This window comes from Pantoea sp. Z09, assembly GCF_022394795.1.
GTDB classification, from domain to species: Bacteria; Pseudomonadota; Gammaproteobacteria; order Enterobacterales; family Enterobacteriaceae; genus Pantoea; species Pantoea latae.
Genome location: NZ_CP092373.1, coordinates 19,296 through 36,096, shown reverse-complemented (window position 1 = coordinate 36,096; position 16,801 = coordinate 19,296). Strand labels below are relative to the sequence as shown.

General features: G+C 60.8%; 16 protein-coding genes. 11 read left to right on the top strand and 5 right to left on the bottom strand.

The window, feature by feature from the left end:
* Positions 1–10: 10 nt before the first annotated feature.
* Both xylR and MC269_RS00160 read left to right on the top strand, forming a co-directional pair.
* Complete coding sequence (gene xylR / locus MC269_RS00165; protein ID WP_081140579.1) at positions 11–1,189, top strand: D-xylose utilization transcriptional activator XylR; 1,179 nt, start codon at positions 11–13, stop codon at positions 1,187–1,189.
* A 355-nt stretch (positions 1,190–1,544) separates the two neighbouring features.
* Positions 1,545–3,161, top strand: coding sequence for a malate:quinone oxidoreductase (locus MC269_RS00160; protein ID WP_081140578.1), 1,617 nt, complete (start codon positions 1,545–1,547; stop codon positions 3,159–3,161).
* 279 nt (positions 3,162–3,440) lie between these two features.
* Here the strand turns inward: MC269_RS00160 and MC269_RS00155 are convergent, their stop codons facing one another.
* The 5 genes from MC269_RS00155 to MC269_RS00135 form a co-directional block, all read right to left on the bottom strand.
* Positions 3,441–4,517 carry an ROK family protein gene (locus tag MC269_RS00155; RefSeq protein ID WP_239953315.1) on the bottom strand — a complete coding sequence of 359 codons (1,077 nt, stop codon included), beginning with the start codon at positions 4,515–4,517 and terminating at the stop codon, positions 3,441–3,443.
* Between the two features lie 209 nt (positions 4,518–4,726).
* Positions 4,727–5,467: a DNA replication protein DnaC gene (gene dnaC / locus MC269_RS00150; protein WP_081140576.1), complete on the bottom strand. Its 741-nt coding sequence runs from the start codon at positions 5,465–5,467 to the stop codon at positions 4,727–4,729.
* Positions 5,467–6,003: a primosomal protein DnaT gene (dnaT, locus tag MC269_RS00145; RefSeq protein ID WP_081140575.1), complete on the bottom strand. Its 537-nt coding sequence runs from the start codon at positions 6,001–6,003 to the stop codon at positions 5,467–5,469. The genes dnaC and dnaT overlap by 1 nt, the downstream gene beginning before the upstream one ends.
* A gap of 103 nt (positions 6,004–6,106) precedes the next feature.
* Positions 6,107–6,784: a hypothetical protein gene (locus MC269_RS00140; RefSeq protein WP_239953314.1), complete on the bottom strand. Its 678-nt coding sequence runs from the start codon at positions 6,782–6,784 to the stop codon at positions 6,107–6,109.
* A 76-nt stretch (positions 6,785–6,860) separates the two neighbouring features.
* Positions 6,861–7,547, bottom strand: a complete 687-nt coding sequence (locus MC269_RS00135; protein WP_239953313.1) for an autotransporter — start codon at positions 7,545–7,547, stop codon at positions 6,861–6,863.
* Between the two features lie 137 nt (positions 7,548–7,684).
* Here MC269_RS00135 and MC269_RS00130 point away from each other — a divergent pair, with 137 nt between their 5' ends.
* The 9 genes from MC269_RS00130 (at position 7,685) to MC269_RS00090 (ending at position 16,778) form a co-directional block, all read left to right on the top strand.
* Positions 7,685–8,266, top strand: a complete 582-nt coding sequence (locus MC269_RS00130; RefSeq protein WP_239953312.1) for a DNA-3-methyladenine glycosylase I — start codon at positions 7,685–7,687, stop codon at positions 8,264–8,266.
* Between the two features lie 86 nt (positions 8,267–8,352).
* Complete coding sequence (locus MC269_RS00125) at positions 8,353–9,015, top strand: OmpA family lipoprotein (RefSeq protein ID WP_081140571.1); 663 nt, start codon at positions 8,353–8,355, stop codon at positions 9,013–9,015.
* A gap of 141 nt (positions 9,016–9,156) precedes the next feature.
* The gene (locus MC269_RS00120; RefSeq protein ID WP_239953311.1) at positions 9,157–10,143 is read left to right on the top strand and encodes a LacI family DNA-binding transcriptional regulator; all 987 of its coding nucleotides are present in this window, start codon (positions 9,157–9,159) and stop codon (positions 10,141–10,143) included.
* Between the two features lie 70 nt (positions 10,144–10,213).
* A complete protein-coding gene (locus MC269_RS00115; RefSeq protein ID WP_239953310.1) occupies positions 10,214–11,239 on the top strand; it encodes a LacI family DNA-binding transcriptional regulator in 1,026 nt (341 codons plus the stop codon).
* A 137-nt stretch (positions 11,240–11,376) separates the two neighbouring features.
* Positions 11,377–12,126: a sugar phosphate isomerase/epimerase gene (locus MC269_RS00110; protein WP_239953309.1), complete on the top strand. Its 750-nt coding sequence runs from the start codon at positions 11,377–11,379 to the stop codon at positions 12,124–12,126.
* 9 nt (positions 12,127–12,135) lie between these two features.
* Positions 12,136–13,089: a sugar kinase gene (locus MC269_RS00105; RefSeq protein WP_239953308.1), complete on the top strand. Its 954-nt coding sequence runs from the start codon at positions 12,136–12,138 to the stop codon at positions 13,087–13,089.
* A 30-nt stretch (positions 13,090–13,119) separates the two neighbouring features.
* Positions 13,120–14,400, top strand: a complete 1,281-nt coding sequence (locus MC269_RS00100; protein ID WP_081140566.1) for an MFS transporter — start codon at positions 13,120–13,122, stop codon at positions 14,398–14,400.
* A 75-nt stretch (positions 14,401–14,475) separates the two neighbouring features.
* Positions 14,476–15,447: a glyoxylate/hydroxypyruvate reductase GhrB gene (ghrB, locus tag MC269_RS00095; protein WP_239953307.1), complete on the top strand. Its 972-nt coding sequence runs from the start codon at positions 14,476–14,478 to the stop codon at positions 15,445–15,447.
* Between the two features lie 77 nt (positions 15,448–15,524).
* Positions 15,525–16,778 carry a valine--pyruvate transaminase gene (locus MC269_RS00090; RefSeq protein WP_239953306.1) on the top strand — a complete coding sequence of 418 codons (1,254 nt, stop codon included), beginning with the start codon at positions 15,525–15,527 and terminating at the stop codon, positions 16,776–16,778.
* Positions 16,779–16,801 lie beyond the last annotated feature (23 nt).

Here is a 16,801-nt window from a genome sequence, read left to right as displayed (position 1 = left end):
GCGCGCCACTATGCATGAAAAACGCTATCGCATTACGTTGCTGTTCAATGCCAACAAAGTGTATGACCGTCAGGTGGTAGAGGGCGTCGGCGAATATTTACAGGCGTCGCAGACCGACTGGGATATTTTTATCGAGGAGGATTTTCGCTGCCGCATCGAGAATATTCGCGAATGGCTGGGCGACGGCGTGATCGCCGACTACGACGACAGCTCTATCGAGCAGCTGCTGGCGAACGTCGAGGTGCCGATCGTCGGCGTCGGCGGCTCCTACCATCGCCAGCAGGATTATCCGCCGGTGCACTATATCGCCACCGACAACGCGGCGCTGGTAGAGAGCGCCTTTCTTCACCTCAAAGAGAAGGGCATCAACCGCTTCGCCTTTTACGGCCTGCCCGCCTCCAGCGGCAAGCGCTGGGCGCAGGAGCGCGAGCACGCCTTTCGCCAGCTGGTGCAGCGCGAGCGCTATCAGGGTGTGGTGTATCAGGGCATGAACACCGCGCCGGAGAACTGGCAGCACGCGCAGAACCGGCTGGCCGACTGGCTGCAAACCCTGCCGCAGCAGACCGGCATTATCGCCGTGACCGACGCCCGTGCGCGTCATCTGCTGCAGGCGTGCGAACACCTTAAAATTCCGGTGCCGGAAAAGCTGAGCGTGATCGGCATCGACAACGAAGAGCTGACGCGCTATCTGTCGCGCGTGGCGCTCTCGTCCGTGGCGCAGGGCACGCGTCAGATGGGCTATCAGGCCGCTAAGCTGCTGCATCGCCTGCTGGACAAGCAGCCGCTGCCGCTTCAGCGTATTCTGGTGCCGCCGGTCAAAGTGATCGCCCGCCGCTCCACCGATTTCCGCTCGCTGCGCGATCCCGCCGTTATCCAGGCGATGCACTATATTCGCTTCAACGCCTGTAAAGGCATCAAGGTCGAGCAGGTGCTGGACGCCATCGGCATGTCGCGCTCCAACCTGGAGAAGCGCTTCCGCGATGAAACCGGCGACACCATTCACGCCATGATCCACCGTGAAAAACTGGAAAAGGCGCGCGAGCTGCTGGCCTCCTCCTCTTTGAACATCAACGAAATTTCGCAGATGTGTGGCTATCCTTCGCTGCAATATTTCTATTCGGTGTTTAAAAAAAGCTATGCCGCGACGCCGAAGGAATATCGCCAGCATTATGGCGAAAGCGTGCTGTAACAGAGAACAAAGGCTAAGCCGCATTCGGCGTAAAACAGACGACGTTTTATTGTCGCCGCGGGTTTAGCCTTGCGGTTAATAATGTTTTGCGCCGCGCGTCTTTGCTGACTAAATAATCCCGTTTGCCTCCCCGCCTTTTTTCACTTTCAAAAGTTACAATAGTTACAATATTTGTAATTCTTTTTAAAACATGTGGTGCGAATGTTATATTCCGCCGCGCTTTTAACTGTAACTTAACACATGACCCAATCGTGTTGGATGTGAGTTGAATTTTTGATGGAGATCGCAGCGCTTCCGCAGAAGGCGCGCGGTGTCACTGGCCGGTTATCACCGATAGCCGTTGGAGAAGTGTTTCATGCGTAAAATTGTACAACTTCTGGCTCTCTGCGCGCCGCTGCTGGTCGCGCAACACGCGGCCTGGGCCGACGAGCAGAAAAACGTCGACGTCATGCTTATTGGCGGCGGCGTAATGAGTGCCACCCTGGGAACCTATTTGCAGGAGCTGGAGCCGCAGTGGAATATTGAGATGGTTGAGCGTCTCGATAAAGTCGCTGAAGAAAGCTCTAACGGCTGGAATAACGCCGGCACCGGCCACTCTGCGCTGGCGGAAATGAACTACACGCCGGAAAAAGATGACGGCAGCATCGATATCAGCAAAGCCGTCGAAATTAACGAATCTTTTCAGATTTCCCGCCAGTTCTGGACCTATCAGGTCAATCGCGGCGTCCTGACCAACCCGAAAAGCTTTATTAACAGCACGCCGCATATGAGCTTTGTCTGGGGCGACGACAACGTCAACTTCCTGCACAAGCGCTACGAAGCGCTGCAGAAAAGCACGCTGTTCCGCGGCATGGAATATTCAGAAGACCACGCGCAGATCGAGAAGTGGATCCCGCTGGTTATGGAAGGCCGTGATGCGAAACAGAAAGTGGCGGCCACGCGCATTCCGATCGGCACCGACGTCAACTTCGGCGAAATCACGCGTCAGCTGGTGGCGTCGCTGCAGAAAAGCGATCGCTTCTCGCTGGAAACCGGCCATGAAGTGCGCGATATCAAGCGCGCCGACGACGGCGGCTGGAACGTGACCGTCGCCGATCTGCACAACAATAACGCCGAGCACGTGGTGCACGCGAAGTTCGTGTTTATCGGCGCAGGCGGCGCGGCGCTGCCGCTGCTGCAGAAGTCGGGCATCCCGGAAGCGGATAACTATGCGGGCTTCCCGGTGGGTGGCGAGTTCCTCGTCACCGACAACCCGGCCGTGGTGCAGCGTCACCTGGCGAAGGTGTACGGCAAAGCCTCTGTCGGCGCGCCGCCGATGTCGGTGCCGCACCTGGATACCCGTATGCTGGACGGCAAGCGCGTGCTGCTGTTTGGACCTTTCGCGACGTTCTCCACCAAGTACCTGAAAAACGGTTCGCTGTGGGATATGTTCGGCGCTACCACCACCTCCAACTTTATGCCGATGGTGCATGTGGGTCTGGATAACTTCGATCTGGTGAAATACCTGATTGGCCAGCTGATGCTGTCGGACGACGACCGCTTCGCCGCGCTGAAAGAGTACTTCCCGGACGCGAAGAAAGAAGACTGGCGTCTGGCGATTGCGGGCCAGCGCGTGCAGATCATCAAGAAAGATGCGGAGAAAGGCGGCGTGCTGCGTCTCGGCACCGAAGTGGTCGCCTCTAAAGATGGCTCTATCGCCGCGCTGCTGGGCGCGTCGCCGGGCGCCTCAACCGCCGCGCCGATCATGCTGACGCTGATGCAAAAAGTCTTTAAGGACAAAGTCGCGTCCGACGCCTGGCAGAGCAAGCTGAAAGAGATGATCCCCTCTTATGGCCAGAAGCTGAACGGCGACGTGGCGGCAACAGAGAAAGAGCTGTCGGAAACCAGCCGCGTGCTGCAGCTCGACTATACGCCGCTGACGCCAGCGGCCACCCGCGACCAGGCGGCCACGCCGGTAGCGACCGCGCAGTAACCTTTGTAACAGGCAGGGCGAAGGCTCTGCCTGAGCCTGTCATTCAGCAGCAGACGCGGATGACGTGAATCGATCGCAAAGTCGCTGTTCGTCATCCCTGACCGCTCGGCCCGCGCAGATACGCACCTCATCCCTGAGGTGCGCCCGTAAACGGGCCAACGCGTTGCGTTGTTCAAAAACGCTCCCGGCGTTTTTGTCCTGTCGCGGGACGCTTTGCTCTTCGCTCCACGTCATCCGCTTATTGCGCTCTTGAGCCGTCGGCCTTAAAACCTCATCTCTTTATCCCTGACGTTGTTCAAACTGCTCTATCACCGCCAGCGACAGCCCTACCGCCGGATCGAGGCGCGTCTGTAAAAAATGCAGCGCCGTGTTTTGAAAGGTGAAGGCTGGCGTGCCGGCCGCGATGCGTTTACGCACCGTGTCGCAAAACAGCGGATGCAGATTCCAGGGCGCGTCGATAATTACGCTGGCGGGATTGAGCAATAAAATCACCTCGCCGATGGCTCTGGCGAGAAAGCCGCCCGCCTGCTGCATCACCTCATCGACGACCTTCGGCGCCTCGTCGCGCGTCTGCCAGCTCAGGCCGGGACGGCGCTGCGCCAGCTGCTGCGCGATAGCCGGTTTGCTGATCAGCGCTTCGGCGCATCCCTGACGTCCGCAGCGACAGCGCGGGCCATCCGGCTGCACGTTGATATGCCCTACTTCGCCCGCCGTCCAGCTGTGGCCGGTCACCACTTCGCCCTGCTGCACCAGCGCGCCGCCTACGCCCTCGGCGATACGCAGATAAAAGTGGCTGCACTCGGTTTTCAGCCCCAGCTGCTGCACCGCCAGCAGCGCCGACGCCTTGACGTTATTCATCACGCGCAGCGGCACCGCGACTTTTTGCCTGACCGGCGTCAGCAGATCGACATCCTGCCAGCCGAGATGGGTCGACAGGTGCATCCAGCCGCGATCGGGATCGACGATGCCGGGAAAGCCCAGCCCGATACCCAGCAGCTGCGGGTGCTTCTGCGCCAGCTCGCCGCACAGGTTCGCCACCTCATCCAGCAGCTTTTTCGGGTTGCTGGTGTCGACGCGGCGCGTCTGCTCCACCATCACCTGTGAAAAGTAGTCGCAGACGCGCCAGTAAATCGCGTTGCGCTCCACCATTACGCCGGCGCTTTTCAGCTTTTCCGGCAGCAGGGCGATCTCAATCTTCGGCCGTCCGGCGGCGGTGACGCTGACCGGACCCAGCTCCTGCACCAGCGCCTTCTCCAGCAGTTCGTCGACGATCAGCGACACCGTATTTTTGCTGAGCGACAACAGGTGGGCTAAATCCTGACGCGACGTGACGCGCAGGCGACGTAGCTGCGTCATCACGCGCTTTTGATTGTTGAGTCTGAGTAGTGCAGGACCTTTACCCATATTTTATGCGCTCCTCTGACAGGCAACATCACTTCAGTGTAACAGCGTCAGAGAGCGCCTTATCTGGCACTTTTGCGCGCTGTTTCACACAAGTTGCAGAGGGTGGAAAAAGGCGTAAAAAAACCGGGGCGCCCCCGGTTTTTTGCAGCAGAACGCGCGCGTTAGTACTCGTCGCCGCGCACGCGGCTGCGGTAGCTTTCCCAGTCGAAGCGCACCCACATGCTGTTGCCGAGGCGCATACGATCCATCACGCGCTCACCCAGCAGCGTATTCATGCCGGCGGGATCGAGGTTAGAGAGCATCCCGGTCGGGCGTTTCGACGAGGAGCGGCGGTCGACGATCTGGTTGATGATCACCTTTTCATAGCGCGATTCGCTCTGCATGCCGATCTCGTCAATCACCAGCAGATCGACGGTGCTGAGATCGTGCAGCAGGCGCTCTTCGGTAATGTCGCTGCCGCCGCTGAAGGTGCCCTTCATGCTGGACATTAAATCCGCCACGGTGACGATCAGCACGCTTTTGCCGCGCAGGATCAGATCGTTGCCGATAGCCGCCGCCAGATGGTTTTTGCCGGTGCCGGGACGGCCGGAAAAGACGAAGCTGGCGATGCTGCCCTCAAAATCGTTGGCGTACTGGCGCGCCATGGTCAACGCCCTGCGCTGACCCTCATTCTCGACGCGATAGTTGTCGAACGAGCAGTTCATATGCAGCTCGCGAATGCCGGATCGCCCCATCACGCGCTGCATTTTCATGGCGCGGTTTTCACGCACGATGGACTCCGATCGCAGGCGGCCCTGCTCCTGATTCCACGCCAGCAGCTCTTCACCGCTGGTGAATTTCGGCTGGACGTTGGCGGGCATCATTTTTTTCAGACGGCTGAACAGATCGGTCGGCGTTTTCATTACTCACCTCGAAACCCATCGGGAATGTTGTAATCAGTATTGCTGATTTGCGTGATGTCGCGTTTCGGCTGGCCGCCGCTGGCGGCGCGGTTCATCTGCACGCTGCGCGCCAGCTTCTGCTGCCACTGCACGTGATGAAACAGGCGGCCTTCCGCCTGCCAGTAGGCGACAAAGGCGGCCAGCTCGGCGGGCGTGACCGGCTCGCTCAGCGCCACGCCCCAGATAGCGGCCTGACGCTGGAAATCGGCGTCGGGCTGCCAGCCTGCATACATGGCGAATTTTCCCGCCGGCGTTGGCAGCGCGGCGGGCAGGTCGTCATACAGACTGTCGTCCAGCGTCACGTCGCTGCGGTGCTGCGTCGCCGCCTCCAGCGCCAGCAGATGCGCCAGCCGCTCGGGCGTCACGGCGTAGAGCACCGGCGCGTAGTTATCGAGCACCGCCAGCGTGCCGTTTTCCGCCTGTTGCAGCGCCTGACGCGGATCCTGACGAAAGGCATCCAGACCAATAAGCGTAGAAGTAAGAATTTTGACTGACATGATGAAACCTGACGTTGACCTGCACGTTGCGCCGGCAGAGCACCGGCGCACAAGTCTCTATTGTACCTTTTTTAACGCCCGGACGCGCCAAAAAAGGCGGAGCTTACGAGGAGTATGACGCAGGTTCGGCGGCAAGAGAATGGGCGATCGGCTTGGCGGCGGTAGCGGCGGCGCGCGCCGGACGCGTTTGCCACAGATAGCGCACCGAGGCGAGCCAGCAGATGCTGTAGCCCAGCAGCTCGGTGCCCTCTTCCGCGATGTTTTTTACCACGCGGTTATAGCCGTCCAGCATCAGGTGCTGCCACAGCTGGTGCATGCCGAACAGGCGAGAGAACACCAGCACGATCAGCAGGCCGCTGGCGGTCATCAGCCAGCTGCGGTGGGTGACAAACGCCACCAGCCCCTCCAGCGTGCCGCGCGGCGCGCGCAGCGCCAGCGCCAGGCTGGCGGCGGCTGTTGCCAGCGCGAACCAGACCCAGCTGCCGTGCTCGACGACGTCAAAGACGAAGTCCAGCTCGCGGATCAGCATGCAGCTGTAGAAGCCGCCGATCAGGATCAGCGCGCCGCGCTGGGCCGCGCGACGACGCGACGACAGGAAAAACATCACCGCGACCGAGGCGAGCATCACCTCCTGCAGCGTCTCCGTCAGCGAGGTTTCATGCATGGCGTCGTTCATCCAGTTAACGTCGATATAGATAGCCGACATCATGGCGACGAGGAACAGTGTTGCAAATAAAAAAGCCGCGCATTCACGGCCGAGGATTAAAAATTGTTCGCGCATATTATTACCACTATTATGATTAGCGCGCTTATTATATGGCGTAACTTACCCGCCCTTTCTCATTTTATGCCCCGTGTTAAAAACTGGCGCTCACGCCGAGGCTGTAAATAAACTGCTCGCCGTTATTGAGCGCGTCGTTTTGCGAAAAGGCCGCGAACGCCGCAACATACTGATTCAAGGGTATATGCGCCCCGACGCTGAGATCGACCCAGCCTGATTCGCGCACTGCCGCGTCATCCAGCGGCCGGTCGCGCGACTCGCCGGTCAGGCTATCGCCCGGCAGATAGCTGTAGCTAAGCTGCGCGTAGGGCGCGATCCAGCCCAGCCGTGAGTCGACGCGCCAGCCCAGCGTCGCGACGCCGTCGCGGCTGAAGTCGCACTGCGCGCACTCAGGCGGCGCCAGCGCTGGAGCGTACTGCGCCACCGGCCCGGTGGTCAGCGGCCCGCCCAGCGGCATCGCCCAGCCGGCGCTGTAGCGCGAGCCGGTCGGCACCGGCTCGACGCGCAGCGTAAGCGCCGTCGGCGAGTTCAGCGCCGCGTCCAGCAGGCTAACCTGCGCGTCGTCGCCGAACACCAGGCGATTTCGGGAAATTTTTTCCGCAAGGATGGTGTCGTAATCGGGACGATCGCGCGCGCCGTCATCCACTGATGACAGCGTCGTACCGCTCCAGGCGAACAGGGGCGCTGCAAAGCAAAAAAGCAACGCACTACGCAGCGCCAGCGTGGTAAGGCGCTGGCGGGCACACTGACTTTTCTGCGACATGAAAACTCCCGACAAGGCTGAAGAGAGTAAAGCGGCGTAAGGAACAGGCTGTTTTATCACGCCTGCTGTTTAACTATTAACCGACTATACGTAAGATCAAGCCTCGCCAACATTTTTTCTTTATAAGGATATAGAACATGCAACGATGCGGCTGGGTTACCCAGGATGCGCTTTATATGGCCTATCACGATCGCGAGTGGGGGATTGCGCAAACCCACAACCAGGCGCTGTTTGAGATGCTCTGCCTGGAAGGCCAGCAGGCGGGACTCTCCTGGATTACCGTGCTGAAAAAGCGCGAAAACTATCGTCGCGCCTTTCACGGATTCGATCCCCAGAAGGTCGGTTTAATGGATGACGAGGACCTGGCGCGTCTGATGCAGGATAGCGGCCTGATACGCCATCGCGGCAAACTGGCCGCCATTATCGGCAACGCGCGCGCTTATCTGGCAATGGAGGCGAAAGGCGAGGATTTTGCGCGCTTCGTGTGGAGTTTTGTTGATAACCAGCCGCTTGTACACCACTTTGCTCATTATAAAGAGGCACCAACCACCTCGGAACAGGCAATAGCGCTGTCGAAGGCTTTAAAGCAGCGTGGTTTTAAATTCGTCGGACCGACAATTTGCTACTCCTTTATGCAGGCCTGTGGCCTGATCTGCGATCATCAGACCGACTGTTTTTGTCATCCTGACAACCTTTTAGGCGCAACGCCGACAAAATAAGAGTTTCCCTCACCCTTTCTCCTGTTTAAAGCGGCATAATTCCGCCGCTTTAAGACGTTACGTCTTGTTTGATTGAGGGAATGAGCATGTATAAAAAAACATTTACGCTTTGCCTGTTACTGAGCGGCAGCCTTGCGCTGTCTGGTTGCACCGTTAACCCCTATACCAACGAATCACAGGCCGGCAAATCCGGCATCGGCGCCGGTCTTGGCGCGCTGATGGGCGCCGGCGTCGGCGTTCTCTCCTCCTCGAAGAAAGATCGCGGCAAAGGTGCGCTGATCGGCGCGGCCTCCGGCGCGGCGCTGGGCGGCGGCATCGGCTACTACATGGACGTGCAGGAAGCGAAACTGCGCGAAAAAATGCGCGGCACCGGCGTCAGCGTGACGCGTCAGGGCGACAATATCGTGCTGAATATGCCCAATAACGTCACCTTCGACTCCAGCAGCAGCAGCCTGAAAGCCGCGGGTGCCAATACCCTGACCGGCGTCGCCATGGTGCTGAAAGAGTATCCAAAAACTGCGGTAAACGTGGTGGGCTACACCGACAGCACCGGCTCGCGCGCGCTGAATATGCGTCTGTCGCAGCAGCGTGCGGAGAGCGTCGCCAGCGCGCTGATCACCCAGGGTGTCGCGGCAGATCGCCTGCGCACCCAGGGTCTGGGCCCAGATAACCCGGTCGCCACCAACAGCACGGAAGCGGGCAAGGCGCAGAATCGCCGCGTAGAGATTACCCTCAGCCCGATAAACTGATCGGAAACGCCCTGAAAGGGGCGTTTTTTGACATTTTTACGCGCCTGTTTCGACAAATTTTCCCTACACGGAACGCAATCTGTAGAGCCAAAACAGGCTTTATGTTAGCGTGAAAAAAACGTGTTCAGCGAGTCGTCCAGCATGTCACTTAAGGCCATTGCCAGCGTATTAGGGTTGTCCGTCACCACGGTTAGCCGGGCGTTAAACGGCTATGAAGACGTGGCGGAAGAGACGCGCAAGCGCGTCGAAGAAGAGGCGCAGCGCCGCGGCTATCGTCCCAACGCCGCTGCCCGCCGTCTGAAAACCGGTCGCGCCAATGCGGTCGGCCTGGTGTTTCCCGTTACCACTTCGCCTGTCAGCGACTGCCGCTTTAGCGAGATGCTGCTGACGCTCGATCAGCGCCTTGCGCAGCAGGAGATCGACCTGCTGCTGCTGGCCGACAAGCCGCACGACGGGCCGCGCACCCTGACGCGGCTGCTGCGCAGCCGGGTGCTGGACGCGCTGATCGTGACGCATACCGCGCCGCAGGACGCGCGCCTGCTGAGCCTGCAGCAAAAAAATTTCCGCTTTATCACCCTCGGCCGCAGCGACCTGCCGCAGCCCTACGCCTGGCTCGACGTCGACCATTACCACGGCTCGCGCCTGGCGGTGGAAGCCTGCCTGCAGCAGGGAGTGACGCGCATCGCCTGGCTCGGCAGCGATGAAGAGACCACCTTTGTGCGCGATCGCCGCCAGGGTTTTCTCGACGCCATGGGCGCCGTCGTGCCAGCTCATCTCGTCGCCGTGCCGCCGTCGCGCCGCGCCGGCTATCAGCAGAGCGCGCTCTGGCTGGCGCAGGATCCTTCGCTGCAGGCGATTATCACCGACAGCAGCGCGCTGGCGGAAGGTGCGGCGCTGGCGGCGCAGCAGGCGAAGCGTCTTACCGGTCCGCAGGCGCTGCGCCTCTATGCCTGGGAGGGCCTGCCGCGCGAGGCGATCGTCGAGGCGCCGGTGATCGCCATTCGTCAGGCTTCGGAGCGTGAAACCGGCGATCAGCTCGCTGACCTGCTGGTGCAGATGCTTAACGGCGCGCCGCCAGAGCAGCTGCAGCTGCTGCGTCAGCCCTGGCTGGATAGCGCGCCGCACTGAGGCACACCTTTTTTGCGACGCGCGTCGGCTGTGCTAGTCTCTGCCTGTTTCTCTTTCTACAGGACCCGACATGAAGAACAGACCGCCTCGCGCCACCATTAGCGATGTCGCTCGCAGCGCGCGAACCGGTAAAACCAGCGTGTCTCGCTATCTCAACGGCGAGCAGCATCTTCTTTCCGCCGATCTGAAAGCCCGTATCGAACAGGCGATCGCTGAGCTGGACTATCGTCCCAGCCAGATGGCGCGCGGACTGAAGCGCGGCCGCACACGCCTGATCGGGTTAATTATCGCCGACATCACCAACCCCTATTCGGTAGATGTGATGTGCGGTATCGAAGCCGCCTGTCGCGAGCGCGGCTTCACGCTGCTGATGTGCAACACCAACAATGAGGTGGACCTGGAGCAGCACTATCTTCAGCTGCTGAGCAGCTATCAGGTTGAGGGCGTGGTGGTCAACGCCGTCGGCATGCGCGAAGAGGCGCTGAACCGCCTGCAGCAGTCGCTGCTGCCGATGGTGCTGATCGACCGCAAAATACCCGATTTCGCCTGCGACGTGGTCGGGTTGAACAACGCGGAAGCTGCGACGATCGCCACGCAGCATCTGCTGGATAACCGCTATCAGGCGCTGCTGTTCTTAAGCGAGCCGCTGGGCAGCGTCAACACGCGCCGCGAGCGCCTGCAGGCGTTTCGCCAACGGCTTGCCGACAGACCGGATGTTATCCATGAGAATGCCGAGGTGCCGCTGCATCAGCCTGCGGCGCTGGATAAGCTGCTGCTCGACTACGCGCGACGCCACAAGGGCAAGCGCGCGGCGGTGATGGTGGCGAACGGCGCGATGACGCTGCAGGTGGCGCGCGCCATGCAGCGCGTCGGGCTGCGCTGGGGCGAAAATATCGGCCTGCTCGGCTTCGACGAGCTGGAATGGGCCGCGCTGGCCGGCGTCGGCATCACCACGCTGCGCCAGCCGACCTGGCAAATTGGCTACGCGGCGCTGGAGCGGCTGATCGCCCGTATCGAAGGCAGCGCCGGGCCGCTCGGCGAACAGGTTTTCTCCGGCGAGCTGGTGGTGCGCGGCTCCAGCCAGCCTCTGCCCTGATCCTCTCTCTTCCCCCTTCTCTCGTGCTCGCTTCGTGAGCACGATCATAGTTTCAGCCTCTGCCTCTTTGCTTTGGAACCGGTTCCAATTAACGTTTTCCCTGTGAATTTTGCTTAATGCGCCTTTCAGGAGGGACGATGAACGCTGAAATTATCGTGGTGACCGCCGCTTACGGACAGCACCAGGTCGCCGCGCTGGGCGGCCAGCAGGCGCTGCTGCCGCTGATCCAGCAGGCCGGCGCCGACGGCGTCGAAATCCGCCGCGAGCTGTTCGACGCGGCGACGCTCGCCGACCTGCCCGCGCTGGCGCAGGCGATTGAACAGCATCAGCTGCGCGCCAGCTACTCGGTGCCCGACACGCTGTTTTGTGACGACGGCGCGTTAAATCCGCAGCTGGAGAACTACCTTAAAGAGGCTCAACAGTTGAATGCGCAGCGCCTCAAGCTGGCGCTGGGCGGATTCAGCGGCGAGCTGCACGACGCGGATCTGCGCGCGCTCAGCGAACGCTACCCGGTTGAGCTGGCGGTGGAAAACGATCAAACCGCCAACGGCAAGCTCGCCCCTTCGCTGCAGTTTTTCCAGGCGGCGGAGCAGGCGAACCTGCCGGTGGTGATGACCTTCGATATGGGCAACTGGCTCTGGACGCAGGAGAACGCGCAGACGGCGGCGACGCAGCTTGGCCGCTTCGTGCGTTATATTCACGTCAAGGCCGCCGAGCCGCATGGCGACAGCTATCGCGCGGTGGCGCTGGACGAGGCGAAAGCGGACTGGCGCCAGCTGCTGCGCCAGCTGCCGGACGACGCGCCGCGCGGCATTGAATTCCCGCTGGAAGGCGAGGATTTGCTGGCGGTCACCCGCCACTACGTGTCGCTGCTGCGCACTCTGTAAGGAGAGAAGATGACTACTCTGGCTAACGGCACGCTCGACGTCGTCACCATCGGCGAGGCGATGGCGATGTTTGTGGCGCGGGAAACCGGCGATCTCGCCGCCGCGGAAACCTTTATCAAGCGCGCGGCGGGCGCGGAGCTTAACGTCGCCATCGGGCTGGCGCGCCTTGGTCTGAACGTCGGCTGGGTCAGCCGCGTCGGCGACGACAGCTTCGGCCGCTTTATTTGTCAGGTGCTGGAGAGCGAAGGCGTCGATCATCGTCAGGTGACGCAAGATGCGCGCTATCCCACCGGCTTTCAGCTGAAATCCAAAGTCGACGACGGCTCCGATCCGCTGGTGGAGTATTTCCGTAAAGGCTCCGCCGCCAGCCATCTTTCCGTCGACGATTTCAACAGCGACTACTTCGGCGCCGCGCGCCATCTGCACCTGAGCGGCGTCGCGGCCGCGCTCTCCGACAGTTCGCTGGCGTTGCTGAAGCACAGCGCGCAGGAGATGCGCGCGCGCGGCAAAACTATCTCTTTCGATCCCAATTTGCGGCCGGTGCTGTGGCGCAGCGAAGAGGAGATGCGCCAGCAGCTTAACCATCTGGCGGGCTACGCCGACTGGGTGCTGCCGGGCGAAAAAGAGGGCTATATCCTGACCGGCTATCGCCAGCCGGAAGCGATCGCCGATTTCTACCTCGATAAAGGGGTGAAAGCGGTGGTGATCAAAACCGGCTGCGACGGCGCCTGGTATAAAACCGCGCAGGGCGAACAGGGTCAGGTCGAGGCGATCCGCGTCGAGAACGTGGTGGACACGGTCGGCGCGGGCGACGGCTTTGCCGTCGGCGTGATCAGCGCGCTGCTGGAAGGTAAAACGCTGCCGCAGGCGATTAAGCGCGGCAACAGAATCGGTTCGCTGGCGATCCAGGTGATCGGCGACAGCGAAGGGCTGCCGACACGCAGCGAGTTAGGCGATTTCTAGCCTGCATCCGCACTATCAGAGGAGAACCGCATGAAAACGCAGACAATCGCGCCGAAACGCTGGTGGTATATCATGCCCATCGTGTTTATCACCTACAGCCTGGCCTATCTGGATCGCGCAAACTTTAGCTTCGCCTCTGCCGCGGGCATCAATGACGACCTCGGCATCACCAAAGGCATGTCCTCGCTGCTGGGCGCGCTCTTTTTTCTCGGCTACTTCTTTTTCCAGATCCCCGGCGCGGTCTACGCCGAACGCCGCAGCGTAAAAAAACTGATTTTCTGGTGCCTGGTGCTGTGGGGCGTCTGCGCCTCGCTCACCGGCGTGGTGAGCAATATCCCGATGCTGGCGGCGATCCGCTTCGCCCTTGGCGTGGTGGAAGCGGCGGTGATGCCGGCGATGCTGATCTACATCAGCAACTGGTTCACCAAATCGGAGCGCTCGCGCGCCAATACCTTTTTAATCCTCGGCAACCCGGTGACGGTGCTGTGGATGTCGGTGGTGTCGGGCTATCTGATCGACGCCTTCGGCTGGCGCGAAATGTTTATCTTCGAGGGCATCCCGGCGGTGATCTGGGCCGTCGCCTGGTGGTTTATGGTGCAGGATAAGCCGGAGCAGTCGCGCTGGATGAGCACCGAAGAGAAAGCCGCGCTGGCCGCGCAGCTGAAAAAAGAGCAGGAGAACATCAAGGCGGTGCGCAACTACAGCGAAGCGTTCCGCAACCGCAACGTGATCCTGCTCTGCATGCAATATTTCGCCTGGAGCATCGGCGTGTACGGTTTTGTGCTGTGGCTGCCGTCGATTCTGCGCAACGGCACGCAGATGGGCATGGTAGAAGCGGGCTGGCTGTCGGCGGTGCCTTATCTGGCGGCAACCATCGCGATGATCGTCGTCTCCTGGGCGTCGGATAAAATGCAGAACCGTAAGCTCTTCGTCTGGCCGCTGCTGCTGATTGGCGCGCTGGCGTTCCTCGGCTCCTATCTGGTGGGTTCCGACAACTTCTGGCTCTCCTATGCGCTGCTGGTGATCGCAGGCGGCGCGATGTATGCGCCCTATGGTCCCTTCTTTGCCATCATCCCGGAGATGCTGCCACGCAACGTTTCCGGCGGCGCGATGGCGCTGATCAACAGCATGGGCGCGCTGGGTTCGTTCGTCGGTTCCTGGATTGTCGGCTATCTTAATGGAGCGACGGGCAGTCCGTCGGCCTCCTATATCTTTATGGGCGCCGCGCTGCTGGTTTCGGTATGGCTGACGTTGATCGTCAAGCCGGCCGAAAACAAAACGCCGCCGCTGCACGGCGCGAAACACGCCTGAAAGCGTAAGCGCTGACCCTCTTCTTCTCCGGGCGACCTGTGTGTCGCCCGTCACACGTTTTACAGGGAGCGAACGATGAAACCATCCGTGATTCTGTATAAAAACCTGCCGGACGATCTGCGCGCCCGGCTCGACGCCCACTTCAGCGTAACCGAGATCAAAGACCTGTCGCCGGAAAGCCAGCAGCAGCACGCTGACGCGCTGGCGCAGGCCGAGGGGCTGATCGGCTCCGGCGGCAAGGTCGACGGCGAGCTGCTGGCGAAGATGCCCAAGCTGCGCGCCTGCTCCACCGTGTCGGTGGGTTACGACAATTTCGACGTCGAGGCGCTCAATCAGCGTCATGTGCTGCTGATGCATACCCCGACGGTGCTGACCGAAACGGTGGCGGATACTATGATGGCGCTGGTGCTGAGCAGCGCGCGCCGCGTGACCGAGCTGGACGCCTGGGTGAAAGCGGGCCAGTGGAACAAGAGCATCGGGCCGGACAAGTTCGGCATCGACGTGCATCACAAAACGCTGGGCATTCTCGGCATGGGCCGCATCGGCATGGCGCTGGCGCAGCGCGCCCATCTGGGCTTCGGTATGAAGGTGCTCTATAACGCGCGTCGCGAGCATGAAGAGGCGCAGTCGCGCTTCGGCGCGCAGCGCTGCGATCTGGAGACGCTGCTGAAAGAGAGCGATTTCGTCTGCATCAGCCTGCCGCTGACCGAGCAGACGCACCATATGATCGGCGCGGCGCAGCTGAAGCTGATGAAGCCGAGCGCCATTCTGATCAACGCCGGGCGCGGTCCGGTGGTGGACGAAGAGGCACTGATCGCCGCGCTGAAAGCGGGCACCCTTCACGCGGCGGGCCTCGACGTGTTCGAACAGGAGCCGCTGACCGCGTCGCCGCTTTTCTCGCTGCCGAACGTGGTGGCGCTGCCGCATATCGGTTCCGCTACTCATGAGACGCGCTACGGCATGGCGCAGGATGCGGTAGAGAATCTGATCGCCGCGCTAGAGGGTAAGGTGGAAAAGAACTGCGTTAACCCCGACATTCTCAAGTAATCCGCCCTTCCCATTGCGCCCGCCGCTGGCGGGCGTTATCGTTGATCCCCCATTCGTCACACGTTTTTAACTTTTATATGTCTTTTTCTCAGTTCGGCGACAAGTTTACCCAGCACACCGGCATCTCACGTCTGATGGAAGATATGGGCGCAGGCCTGCGCACGCCCGGCACCATTATGCTCGGCGGCGGCAATCCGGCGCAGATCCCGGCGATGAATGATTATTTTCAGCAGCTGCTGCAGCAGATGCATGACGAAGGCAAGCTGAGCGAAGCGCTCTGCAACTATGACGGTCCGCGCGGTAAAGCGACGCTGCTCAACGCGCTGGCGACGCTGCTCAGCAGCGAACTGGGCTGGCCGGTGACGGCAAACAACATCGCCCTGACCAACGGCAGCCAGAGCGCCTTTTTCTACCTGTTTAATCTGTTCGCCGGCCGCCGCACCGACGGCAGCAAAAAGCGCGTGCTCTTTCCGCTGGCGCCGGAATATTTGGGCTACGCCGACGCCGGACTGGACGAAGGGCTGTTCGTTTCAGCGAAGCCCAACATTGAGCTGCTGCCGGAAGGCCAGTTTAAATATCACGTCGATTTCGATCACCTGCCGATGCATGACGATATCGGCCTGATCTGCGTTTCGCGCCCCACCAACCCGACCGGCAACGTGGTGACCGACGACGAGCTGATGCAGCTCGACGCGCTGGCGCAGCAGCATGACGTGCCGCTGCTGATCGACAACGCCTACGGCGTGCCCTTTCCCGGCATTATCTTCAGCGACGCGCGCCCGCTGTGGAACCCGAATATTATTCTCTGCATGAGCCTGTCAAAGCTCGGCCTGCCCGGCGCGCGCTGCGGCATTATCGTCGCCGACGAGAAGACCATCGGCGCCATCAGTAATATGAACGGCATTATCAGCCTGGCGCCTGGCAGCATCGGTCCCGCCATCGCCGCCGAAATGATCCAGCGCGGCGACCTGCTGCGGCTGTCGGAAGAGGTGATCAAGCCGTTCTATCAGGCGAAAGTCACTGAGACGATTGCGATTCTTCGCCGCTATCTGCCGGAAGATCGCTGCCTGATCCACAAGCCGGAAGGGGCGATTTTTCTCTGGCTGTGGTTCCGCGATCTGCCGATCAGCACCGAAGCGCTCTATCAGCGCCTGAAGGCGCGCGGCGTATTGATGGTGCCAGGCCACTTTTTCTTCCCCGGTCTGGAGCAGGCGTGGCCGCACACCCATCAGTGCATGCGCATGAACTATGTGCCGGACGCCGAGAATATCGAGCGCGCGGTGCAGATTCTGGCGCAAGAGGTGGAAAAGGCGTTTGCCGAGCAGCTGTAAGCCGGTGGCCTGAATGCGCGCCG

Bases quoted from the DNA above. Each gene is read 5' to 3' on its own strand.
- xylR (WP_081140579.1), top strand. From the start codon at position 11: ATGCATGAAAAACGCTATCGCATTACGTTGCTGTTCAATGCCAACAAA.
- MC269_RS00160 (WP_081140578.1), top strand. From the start codon at position 1,545: ATGCGTAAAATTGTACAACTTCTGGCTCTCTGCGCGCCGCTGCTGGTC.
- MC269_RS00155 (WP_239953315.1), bottom strand. From the start codon at position 4,517: ATGACGCAGCTACGTCGCCTGCGCGTCACGTCGCGTCAGGATTTAGCC.
- dnaC (WP_081140576.1), bottom strand. From the start codon at position 5,467: ATGAAAACGCCGACCGATCTGTTCAGCCGTCTGAAAAAAATGATGCCC.
- dnaT (WP_081140575.1), bottom strand. From the start codon at position 6,003: ATGTCAGTCAAAATTCTTACTTCTACGCTTATTGGTCTGGATGCCTTT.
- MC269_RS00140 (WP_239953314.1), bottom strand. From the start codon at position 6,784: ATGCGCGAACAATTTTTAATCCTCGGCCGTGAATGCGCGGCTTTTTTA.
- MC269_RS00135 (WP_239953313.1), bottom strand. From the start codon at position 7,547: ATGTCGCAGAAAAGTCAGTGTGCCCGCCAGCGCCTTACCACGCTGGCG.
- MC269_RS00130 (WP_239953312.1), top strand. From the start codon at position 7,685: ATGCAACGATGCGGCTGGGTTACCCAGGATGCGCTTTATATGGCCTAT.
- MC269_RS00125 (WP_081140571.1), top strand. From the start codon at position 8,353: ATGTATAAAAAAACATTTACGCTTTGCCTGTTACTGAGCGGCAGCCTT.
- MC269_RS00120 (WP_239953311.1), top strand. From the start codon at position 9,157: ATGTCACTTAAGGCCATTGCCAGCGTATTAGGGTTGTCCGTCACCACG.
- MC269_RS00115 (WP_239953310.1), top strand. From the start codon at position 10,214: ATGAAGAACAGACCGCCTCGCGCCACCATTAGCGATGTCGCTCGCAGC.
- MC269_RS00110 (WP_239953309.1), top strand. From the start codon at position 11,377: ATGAACGCTGAAATTATCGTGGTGACCGCCGCTTACGGACAGCACCAG.
- MC269_RS00105 (WP_239953308.1), top strand. From the start codon at position 12,136: ATGACTACTCTGGCTAACGGCACGCTCGACGTCGTCACCATCGGCGAG.
- MC269_RS00100 (WP_081140566.1), top strand. From the start codon at position 13,120: ATGAAAACGCAGACAATCGCGCCGAAACGCTGGTGGTATATCATGCCC.
- ghrB (WP_239953307.1), top strand. From the start codon at position 14,476: ATGAAACCATCCGTGATTCTGTATAAAAACCTGCCGGACGATCTGCGC.
- MC269_RS00090 (WP_239953306.1), top strand. From the start codon at position 15,525: ATGTCTTTTTCTCAGTTCGGCGACAAGTTTACCCAGCACACCGGCATC.